This window comes from Amycolatopsis sp. NPDC052450, assembly GCF_044547565.1.
Classification (GTDB): domain Bacteria; phylum Actinomycetota; class Actinomycetes; order Mycobacteriales; family Pseudonocardiaceae; genus Amycolatopsis.
Map to the genome: position 1 here is coordinate 148,264 of NZ_JBIUAQ010000019.1, position 8,973 is coordinate 157,236.

Annotated in this window: 11 protein-coding genes; 3 read left to right on the plus strand and 8 right to left on the minus strand. The window is 68.7% G+C overall.

Translation table 11 applies throughout. The annotated features are described in order from the left end of the window. Positions 1-61: 61 nt before the first annotated feature. From ACIHAO_RS27830 to ACIHAO_RS27850, 5 genes are all read right to left on the minus strand, one after another. On the minus strand, positions 62-592 hold the full coding sequence (locus tag ACIHAO_RS27830; protein ID WP_125796818.1) for a DUF4262 domain-containing protein: 531 nt from the start codon (positions 590-592) through the stop codon (positions 62-64). Positions 593-659: 67 nt separating this feature from the next. Next, on the minus strand, positions 660-1,409 hold the full coding sequence (locus ACIHAO_RS27835; protein ID WP_396562630.1) for a YebC/PmpR family DNA-binding transcriptional regulator: 750 nt from the start codon (positions 1,407-1,409) through the stop codon (positions 660-662). A gap of 51 nt (positions 1,410-1,460) precedes the next feature. Further along, complete coding sequence (pdxT, locus tag ACIHAO_RS27840; protein WP_125788094.1) at positions 1,461-2,090, minus strand: pyridoxal 5'-phosphate synthase glutaminase subunit PdxT; 630 nt, start codon at positions 2,088-2,090, stop codon at positions 1,461-1,463. Between the two features lie 54 nt (positions 2,091-2,144). Next, positions 2,145-2,465: an AzlD domain-containing protein gene (locus ACIHAO_RS27845; RefSeq protein ID WP_396562633.1), complete on the minus strand. Its 321-nt coding sequence runs from the start codon at positions 2,463-2,465 to the stop codon at positions 2,145-2,147. Beyond that, positions 2,465-3,178 carry an AzlC family ABC transporter permease gene (locus ACIHAO_RS27850; RefSeq protein ID WP_396562635.1) on the minus strand — a complete coding sequence of 238 codons (714 nt, stop codon included), beginning with the start codon at positions 3,176-3,178 and terminating at the stop codon, positions 2,465-2,467. Before ACIHAO_RS27850 ends, ACIHAO_RS27845 begins: the two co-directional genes overlap by 1 nt. 68 nt (positions 3,179-3,246) lie before the next feature. On the opposite strand from ACIHAO_RS27850, the gene ACIHAO_RS27855 reads away from it, so the two are divergent. Next, positions 3,247-3,813, plus strand: a complete 567-nt coding sequence (locus ACIHAO_RS27855; protein WP_125788092.1) for a helix-turn-helix domain-containing protein — start codon at positions 3,247-3,249, stop codon at positions 3,811-3,813. On the opposite strand, the gene ACIHAO_RS27860 is transcribed toward ACIHAO_RS27855, so the two are convergent. Continuing rightward, on the minus strand, positions 3,814-5,190 hold the full coding sequence (locus tag ACIHAO_RS27860; RefSeq protein ID WP_396562637.1) for an APC family permease: 1,377 nt from the start codon (positions 5,188-5,190) through the stop codon (positions 3,814-3,816). 142 nt (positions 5,191-5,332) lie between these two features. On the opposite strand from ACIHAO_RS27860, the gene ACIHAO_RS27865 reads away from it, so the two are divergent. Next, complete coding sequence (locus ACIHAO_RS27865) at positions 5,333-5,944, plus strand: TetR/AcrR family transcriptional regulator (RefSeq protein ID WP_396562639.1); 612 nt, start codon at positions 5,333-5,335, stop codon at positions 5,942-5,944. Further along, on the plus strand, positions 5,941-7,008 hold the full coding sequence (locus tag ACIHAO_RS27870) for a P1 family peptidase (RefSeq protein ID WP_396562641.1): 1,068 nt from the start codon (positions 5,941-5,943) through the stop codon (positions 7,006-7,008). The genes ACIHAO_RS27865 and ACIHAO_RS27870 overlap by 4 nt, the downstream gene beginning before the upstream one ends. 367 nt (positions 7,009-7,375) lie before the next feature. On the opposite strand, the gene ACIHAO_RS27875 is transcribed toward ACIHAO_RS27870, so the two are convergent. Together ACIHAO_RS27875 and ACIHAO_RS27880 are read right to left on the minus strand one after the other, a co-directional pair. Further along, positions 7,376-7,792, minus strand: a complete 417-nt coding sequence (locus ACIHAO_RS27875; protein WP_396562643.1) for a DUF6892 domain-containing protein — start codon at positions 7,790-7,792, stop codon at positions 7,376-7,378. After that, a complete protein-coding gene (locus ACIHAO_RS27880; protein WP_396562645.1) occupies positions 7,789-8,805 on the minus strand; it encodes a sigma-70 family RNA polymerase sigma factor in 1,017 nt (338 codons plus the stop codon). The genes ACIHAO_RS27875 and ACIHAO_RS27880 overlap by 4 nt, the downstream gene beginning before the upstream one ends. Positions 8,806-8,973 lie beyond the last annotated feature (168 nt).

The following is an 8,973-nucleotide window of genomic DNA, read 5'->3' on the forward strand; positions in this document are numbered from 1 at the left end:
AGGGGCCTTTCATTGCAAATTTTGCAATGAAAGGCCCCTTCATCTCAAGCCTCAGTACACCTCAGGGACCGTCGACGCCCGGCGTCCAGCTCTCCGGGTCACCGGATTCGGTCAGCACCGGCTGGTACCGCGCGAAGCCCTCTGGCGCGTCCGGATGCCACGGGAAGTGCCCGTCCGGCGTGGCGACGATCATTTGCAGCGCCGGGAAGTCCCCGTCCGGGTAGATCAGGAACGCGCTCCCGAAGTACTCGGGATAGTGCCCCTTCGCGACCCGTTCGAAGACCACCGGCGCGCCCTCGAAGAAATCGTCGTAGCGCCTGCCGACCTCGAAGATCTCACCGGCTGCCGCGCGGTCGACGTAGGCGTCGAGCAGGACCGGCCCCATGTGCTCGGGCAGTCCGATCACGACCGCTTCCGCGACGTTGTGCAACGCCCAAGCGCACGCGGTGAAGCAGAAGGCCGCTTCCTCCTCGTCGCCCTCGACCGCGATGACCGCGTTCCCTCTCGCCTTCGCCTGCGACTCGATCCACTGGAGGAGTTCGGCTTCTTCGGCGGTGAGGGCGTCGGCTTCAGAGGTCGTCACGCGCGACATTCTGCCCCACGCGAACGCTCGCACCTAGTCCCGGGACCGATTTTTCGCGGCATGGCTGGAAAAACGATCAGCCGACCTCGGCCATGACCTCATCGGACACGTCGAAGTTCGCGTAGACGTTCTGCACGTCGTCGCAATCCTCGAGCGCGTCGATGAGCTTGAAGACCTTCTTCGCGCCTTCGACGTCCAGCGGGACGCTGACCGACGGCAGGAACGTGAGGTCCGCGGACTCGTACTCGAAACCGGCTTCCTGCAAGGCTTTCCGTACCGGGACGAGGTCGGTGGCCTCGGAGACGATCTCGAAGTTCTCGTCGAGGTCGTTCACCTCTTCCGCGCCGACGTCGAGTACGGCCATGAGGACGTCGTCCTCGCCGGCGTCACCCTTGGGCATGATCACGACGCCCTTGCGGTTGAACATGTAGGCGACCGAACCCGGGTCGGCGAGCGAGCCGTTGTTCCGGGTGAGCGCGGTCCGGACCTCCATGGCGGCACGGTTCTTGTTGTCGGTGAGGCATTCGATCAGCACTGCCACACCGTTCGGGCCGTAGCCTTCGTAGGTGATGGTCTGCCAGTCGGCGCCACCGGCCTCTTCACCGGCGCCGCGTTTGCGGGCGCGCTCGATGTTGTCCTGCGGGACCGAGTTCTTCTTGGCCTTCTGGATGGCGTCGTAGAGCGTCGGATTGCCGTCCGGGTCGCCACCGCCGGTCCGGGCCGCCACCTCGATGTTCTTGATCAACCGGGCGAAGAGCTTGCCGCGCTTCGCGTCCAGGTTGGCCTTCTTGTGCTTCGTGGTGGCCCACTTGGAGTGGCCGCTCATCTCTCCTCCATCTACTCCCGTGCCCGCCGCTGAGCACAGTGTCGGTTTTGCTTAAGCCTGCCGCACGAGGTCGACGAACAGCCTGTGCACGCGTTCGTCCCCGGTGAGTTCGGGGTGGAACGACGTGGCGAGTACCGCCCCCTGCCGGACCGCGACGATCCTAGCGGCCGCGTCGTCCGAGCCCGGCATTTCGGGGACACTGGCGAGTACCTCGACTCCGTCGCCCGCCTTTTCGACCCACGGGGCGCGGATGAACACAGCGTGCACCGGTCCGCCTTCGACGCCGGTGAAGTCGAGGTCGGCTTCGAAGGAGTCCACCTGCCGTCCGAACGCGTTGCGCCGGACGACGACGTCGAGTCCGCCGAGTTGCCGCTGGTCAGGCCGTCCGTCGAGGGCCTGGCGGGCGAGCAGGATCATGCCGGCGCAGGAGCCGAACGCCGGCATGCCGTCCGCGATGCGCTCGCGCAGCGGCTCCAGCAGTTCGAAGGTCTCCAGCAGCCTCGACATGGTGGTCGATTCGCCGCCCGGCAGCACCAGACCGTCCACTTCGGACAGTTCGCTCGCGCGGCGGACCGGCAGCGCTCGCGCGCCCGCGCGTTCCACCATCGCGGCGTGCTCACGCACGTCGCCCTGCAGTGCGAGCACGCCGACCACCGGCCGTGCCCCCGTCGCGATCGCCACCCGACCTCCCGAAAGACCTTCCCCTTAGCTTAGGCGCTTCGGGGAACGGCCAGGTCAGGGGACCCCGGCCAGCCGCAGCAGGGCGGCGGTCGCGGCGGCCGCCACGACGACCAGCGCGAACGGCGCCTTGCGCCAGGCGAGCACGCCACCGACCAGGACCCCGGCGGGCCGGGCGTATCCGGCGAACTCGTGGCCTTCGGTGAGCGCGGCGACCGCGACCAGCGCGGCCAGCAGTACGACGGCCGAACGCGCCATCAGTTTCTCGGCCCTGGGCGACACGGTGAACCGCGCCTTCAGCACCGGCCCGGCGAACCGGAAGGCGAAGGTCCCGGCCGCGAGCACGCCGCCGGCGATGATCAGGTCCAGCGGGTCCATCAGTGCACTCCCTCGGGTTCGCGTTCGGCTGGTTCCTTCGCGGCCACTCCGGCCAGCACGCCGACCAACGCGAGCAGCACCGGCAGCCCGGCGGGCAGGAACGGCGTCGTGGCCAGCGCGACGGCCACGCCGACGAGCACCGGCAGCCGGGTGGCGCGATCGCGCAACGACGGCAGGACCAGCGCGAGCAGGACGGCCGGGAAGGCCGCGTCGAGGCCGAAGGCGTCGGTGTCGCTGATCGCGGTGCCGGCGTACGCCCCGGCGAGGACACCGACGTTCCAGCACACGAACAGCCCGATCCCGCACACCCAGTACGCCGCCCGGCGCCGCTCTTCGTCGCGCTGGGCCAGCGCGAACGCGACCGATTCGTCGATCATCAGGTGACTGCCGACGATCCTCGACGACCACCGCTTGCCGAGGACGTCGCCGATCGCGAAGCCGAACGGAAGATGCCGCGCGTTGGCGAGCAGACCCGCCGCGACGGCCGCCACCGGGCTGCCGCCGGCGGCGATGATGCCGACGAACATGAACTGCGAGGCGCCCGCGAAGACCAGTACCGAAAGCAGCATCGGCGCCCAGATCGGGAAGCCGGAGCCCACCGCGATCGCACCGTAGGAGATGCCGACAATGGTGTCGGCGAGGCAGACCAGCCCGATGTCACGGAGAAGATCGCGCCCCAGGACACGAGTGGTTGTTCGCCATATCGAACGCATAGCGTCATACAATGAACGAACGCAGCCGTGTTCGTCAAGGCGAACGCAACGACCGATGGAGCGAACGCATGTCCCCGACCGCTTCCGACGGCGCCCCGCTGGACGTCATCGCCACGTCCCTGCGCCGGGAGCGCGCCCGCACCGGGTTGTCCCTCACCGAGGTCGCCAAACGCGCCGGCATCGCCAAGTCCACGCTCTCCCAGCTGGAGTCCGGGGCCGGGAACCCGAGCGTCGAGACGATCTGGGCGTTGTGCGTCGCGCTCGACGTCCCGTTCTCCCGGGTGGTCGAGCCCGAACGCCCCCGCGTGCAGGTCATCCGCTCGGGCAGCGGGCCGACGGTGTTCGCCGAACACGCCGACTACGCGTGCACGCTGCTCAGCTCCTGCCCGCCCGGAGCCCGGCGCGACGTCTACCTGATTCGCGCCGAGCCGGGGAAGCCGCGGCTTTCGGATCCGCATATGAGCGGCATCGTCGAGCACATGATCCTCAGCGCCGGGCGGGCAAGGGTCGGGCCGCAGGACGATCCGGTCGAACTGCTGCCCGGCGACTACATCTGCTACCCCGGCGACATCCCGCACATCTTCGAGGCGCTCGAACCGGGCACGTACGGCGTGGAGATCGCGGAGTACACCTGATCAAGCAGGCTCCTCAGTCTTCTCTTCGGTGACTTCGGCCAGCTTCCAGCCGCCCCTCCGCCGCAGCACCAGGACGTAGTACGCGATCGAAAGCAGGGCGACGCAGGCCGTGACGATCAGGCTCGGCCGTCCCACCGCCGGGTCGAGCAGGTTCTGGTAGACGACGAACACCAGCACGGCCAGCGCCAGCACCGGCGCGACCGGGAACCACGGCATCCGGTACTTGGCGTGCGCGGTGGCTCCGGTGCGCCTTCCGACGATCGCGCCGAGGCAGAGCGCCGCGTAAACCGCCACGATCGACGTGCTCGTCACCACCAGCAGCAGTTTCGGGTCGACGAAGCAGAGCAGCGCGGCGACCAGTCCGGTGCCGACGGTGGCCACCCACGGCGTCCCGAACTTCGGGTGCACCGCGGCCAGCGCCCGGTTGACCGGCGACGGCCACGCCCGGTCGCGGCCGCTGCTGAACAGCATCCGCGAGCTGATCAGCACGATCGCCAGCACCGCGTTGATGATCGCGAGCGCGACGGCCAGGCCGAGCACCGTGTTCAGCGTGCCGCCACCGCGCGAATCGATGAAGTAGGACAGCATGTTCTCCGAGGCGAACAACGCGTTCAGATCCGGCGCGCCGAGCAGGACGGCGGTCACCGGGATCAGTTCCGCGAGCACCGTGATCCCGAGCGCCAGCAGGATCGCGCGGGCGATCCCGCGGGAGGCGTCCTGCGTCTCCTCGCCGAAGTACACCGCCGAGCCGTAGCCGTTGTAGGCGAAGATCGCGACCGAGGTGGCGATCGCGATGGCGCCGACCGTGGCCGGGCTCCCGTCGGAGGCGACCGGATGCGCGAGCAGCTCGCTGAACGACCGCGCCGGGTTGAACAGCCCGAGCGCGCTGACCACGATCAGCGCGAGGATCTCGATGGCGAGGAAGATTCCGGTGACCCAGGCGTTGAGCTTGATGTCGAACACGCCGACGACGGCCGCGACCACACAGGTCACGGCGGCGATCACCGGACCGGGCACGCCGGGCATGAGCACGCCGAGATAGGTGCCGACGCCGAGCGCGATCACCGCGACGATGAGCACCTGCGTGATGATCATCAGGCCGAGTACGGCGAAGCCCGGCAGCCTGCCGAGCGTGCGGGTGACGATCGCGTACTCGCCGCCTGCCAGCGGGAACGCCGACGCGAGTTCCGCGTAGACGAAGGCCATGAACACCCCGACGACCGCGGCGGCCACGAAGCTGTAGAAGGCGCCCGTCCCGGCCCCGGAGATCACCCCCGGCGCGATGATGAAGACCGACGAGGCGGGGCTGATCGCGGAGAGTGTGATGAGCAGCGTGCCGAGAGTGCGCAGACCGCGGCGCAGGGCGGGAGTGGACACGGCCGACCTCCTACAAGGTGGGTTCCTTGAATCTCCTTCGAAGAACTGTTGAGCACGCATCAAAGGCCCTTCACCCTGTGACGTCAAGAGCTGATCGCGCTTCACCCTTGCGTTTTTCGAACAAGATTCGAAGAATGAAGGCATGGCGAGACCGAGCAAGGCGACGGAGCGACGTGCCGAACTGATCGAGGTGGCCAGACGGGCCGTCCTCGAACGCGGCGTGCTGAACCTGCGACTGAGGGACGTCGCCGAGGGCGCCGGCCTGTCGTCCGGTTCGGTCCTGTACTACTTCCCCACCCTCACCGACCTGCTCCAAGAGGTGCAGCGGGAGGCGGTGGCGCGGTTCTGTTCGGCGCGGGAACTGGCCGCGGACACGAAGGCGACCCCGTCCGGGCGTCTGCTGGCGATGATCCGCAGCGGACTGCCCACCGGCCCCGACGACGAACTCTGTGTACTGCTCTACGAACTCGGCACGATCGCCCGCCGCGATCCCGTGTACGCCGCCCGGCACATCACGCTCTACGAACAGCAGGTCCGGATCTACACCGGCATCCTCGAAGCGGGCGCCGCCACCGGCGAGTTCGCCCTGACCACCGACGCGGTGTCGATCGCGCGAAACCTGGTCGCACTGGAGGACGGTTACGGCCTGCACCTCACCCAGGCCGTGCCGACGCTGGAAACCGCGACCGCCGAAGCGATGTTGCTCTCCTACGCCCGCACAGCCACCTCGAACCCCTTGGAGGACCGTCCATGACCCGCGCCCGTGACCTGGGTGTCCCGCTGCCCGGCCGGACCGGTGAGCACAACGCGCTCACCGACGTCCCCGGCGTCGAGATCGGCTTCACGACGCTCGTCGAGGGCGACTCCGTGCGGACCGGCGTCACCGCCGTCCTGCCGCGCGGGCGCGAGGAGTTCGCCGTGCCGTGCGCGGCCGGGACGTACGCCCTCAACGGCAACGGTGAGATGACCGGTACCGCGTGGCTGGCCGAGACCGGGTCGCTGACCCTGCCGGTGCTGATCACTTCCACGCACGCCGTCGGCGCCTGCCACCGCGGCGTGATCGACTGGGTGGTGCGCGAACGGCCCGACGTGGCCGCCGAATGGCTGCTGCCGGTGGTCGCCGAAACCTGGGACGGCTACCTGAACGACAGCACCGCCCCGACAATCCACAGTGGACACGCCGTCGCGGCGATCGACGCCGCGCAAGCGGGTCCGGTCGGCGAAGGATCCGTCGGCGGCGGCACCGGGATGACCTGTTACGGCTTCAAGGGCGGCACCGGAACGGCCTCCCGCCTCGTGTCCTATGGGGACGACGAATACACCGTGGGCGCGTTGGTGCAGGCCAACTTCGGCTCACGTCGTGAGCTCACCGTCGCGGGCGAACACGTCGGAGCGGAACTCGGCGCCGACAACCCGATGGAGGAGGACTGGACGGCACCGTCCGGCGCGGGATCGGTGATCGTGATCGTGGGTACCGACGCTCCCCTGTTGCCCGGGCAGTGCACCTCGCTCGCCCGCCGCGTCCCGCTCGGCCTCGCCCGCACCGGCACCACCGGCTCGCACTTCTCCGGTGACCTCTTCCTCGCGTTCAGCACGGCGAACCCCGGGGCGCTCACCAGCCGGTTCCCGCGCACGGAGCAGGCCGAATACGAAAACCTGCGATTCATCCCGTGGGGCAGGCTCGACCCGTTCTTCGAGGCCGTGGTGCAGGCGACCGAAGAGGCGGTGCTCAACGCCCTGTTCGCGAACGAGGAGATGACCGGCCATCGCGGTCACCGAGTGCCCGCGTTGCCGGCGGCGCGCTGGCGTGAGGTGTAGGTAAGGTGGCGTGGTCAGTGCCGGTGGTCGTGAGTGGCGATTCGGGTTCTGGCGTGCCTCTGCTCAGGTACCTGCGGCGCTTCCTGCGTGATGCCAGGTTTGAAGTACATGAAGGACCCCTTCCTGTACCTGGGCGCAAGGATGGGGTCCTTCATGTACTGGGTTTTGCGCGTGAAGGCTCGCGGTGGCGTTCCGGCCCGGCCTGAAGTGAAGGGCCCCTTCCCTACTCTCAGGGTAGGGAAGGAGTCCCTCACGGACCTGCGAACCCGACCCACCCCGCCGTAGGTACCTAAACACGGTTCGCTCCGACCCGAATCGCCACTCACGACCACCTCGCGCCTGACCACTGGATCTGCCGGTGGCCGGGTCAGACCCAGTCCGCCTCGATACCGCGGGCACGCAGCGTCTCCAGTGCTTCCTCGTTGCCCGTGTACAGCAGTGTCATCGACTTCAGGTGGGGAAAGTGCCGCAGGTCGGCGAACTCGTCGACGTCGAACAGCGCGTCCTCGCCGTCCCAGTTCGGCGCGATCTCGAGGTAGATCTCGTTGCCACCGTCCATCTCGATCTCGGTGATCTTCTCCGCCAGCTCGACGGGAACCTCGAGCGCCTCGAAGTAGGCCAGTGCCTCAGGTACCGCTTCGACGCTCCCACCGTCGTAGGTGAAGCCCTGTTCGGCGGCGTACTCCCGCAAGGTGAACTTCGGCAGAAGGTCCTGGTTGTACATCAGCTCTTGGACGACCGCGAGCTTGAAATTACGGTCGGTGAACTGGATCGACTGACTCATACCCGAACCCTATAAGCGGTGGCGCGCTGCTCCGAGTCCCGGGCGGCGGGCCTGCCGAATTTCGCGGCCATCCCGGGTTCCCCGAACAGGGTGATCCTGGCGATGCCGTCGACGGCCAGGGTCAGGACCGCGATCGCGAACGCGTGATGGGCACCGTCCTCGCCACGGAGGTACGCCACGACAGCGGGCTGCCCGTTGGCGCTCGTAGGGACCATCCGCCAGTCCCCAGGCGAGAAGAGCGCGTACCTCGTGAGGTAGGGAACGCAGGTCGCCTTGCCGGAGAACCAGGTCTTCGCCGGCGTCATTTCCAGCGTGGCGTCCTGCCGCAGCAGGCTTTCCAGAGCCGCCGCGTCGGAGTTCTCGAAAGCCGCGACGTACCGCCCCAGCAGGGCGCGGGCTTCCCGGTCCGTGGGCGGAACGACCCGTTCCGCCGCCGGTGAGATCTCTTCGACCTTGGCAAGGGCGCGGCGAAGGGTGCTCTTGACCGCCGTCGTGGTGGTGTCGAGCATGTCGGCGACCTCCGTGGCGGAGAAGGCCAGCACGTCACGAAGGATCAGGACCGCGCGCTGCCGGGCGGGCAGATACTGCAGGCAGGCCATTAGCGCGAGCCGGATGCTGTCGCGGACCGCGACCGTGGCCGCGGGGTCGTCGCTTTCCGGCCGCACCAAGGCATCCGGCATCGGCTGTAGCCAGCGGACCTCGGGTCCGGCGATGATCGGCGTGGCCGAGGGGTCGTCGGCGGGCCGGCCAAGGCCGGACGGCAGCACCCGCCGGTTTCCATGCCCGAGCGCGGTCAGGCAGACGTTCGTCGCGATCCGGTAGAGCCAAACCCGGACCGACGACCTCCCCTCGAACCCTTCATACCCGCGCCACGCGCGGAGGTAGGTCTCCTGGACGAGGTCCTCCGCGTCGTCCACCGAGCCCAGCAGGCGATAACAGTGCGCGAGCAACTCGCGCCGGAATCCCTCGGTGGCCCGGACGAATTCCCCGTCGTCCGGCGTCGTTACTCCCATACAGACCCTCCGGCAGGCCGCGAGACGGGGCGGCTCGACCATACTCGGCACCGGCCGTGGGGGGGGGGGGGGGGGGGGGGGGGGGGGGGCGGGCGGCGGGGGGGGGGGTTGTTGGTTTCGTGTGTGGGGGGAGCGCGCCGTGGGGGTGGGGTGGAGTGGCGGGGGCTC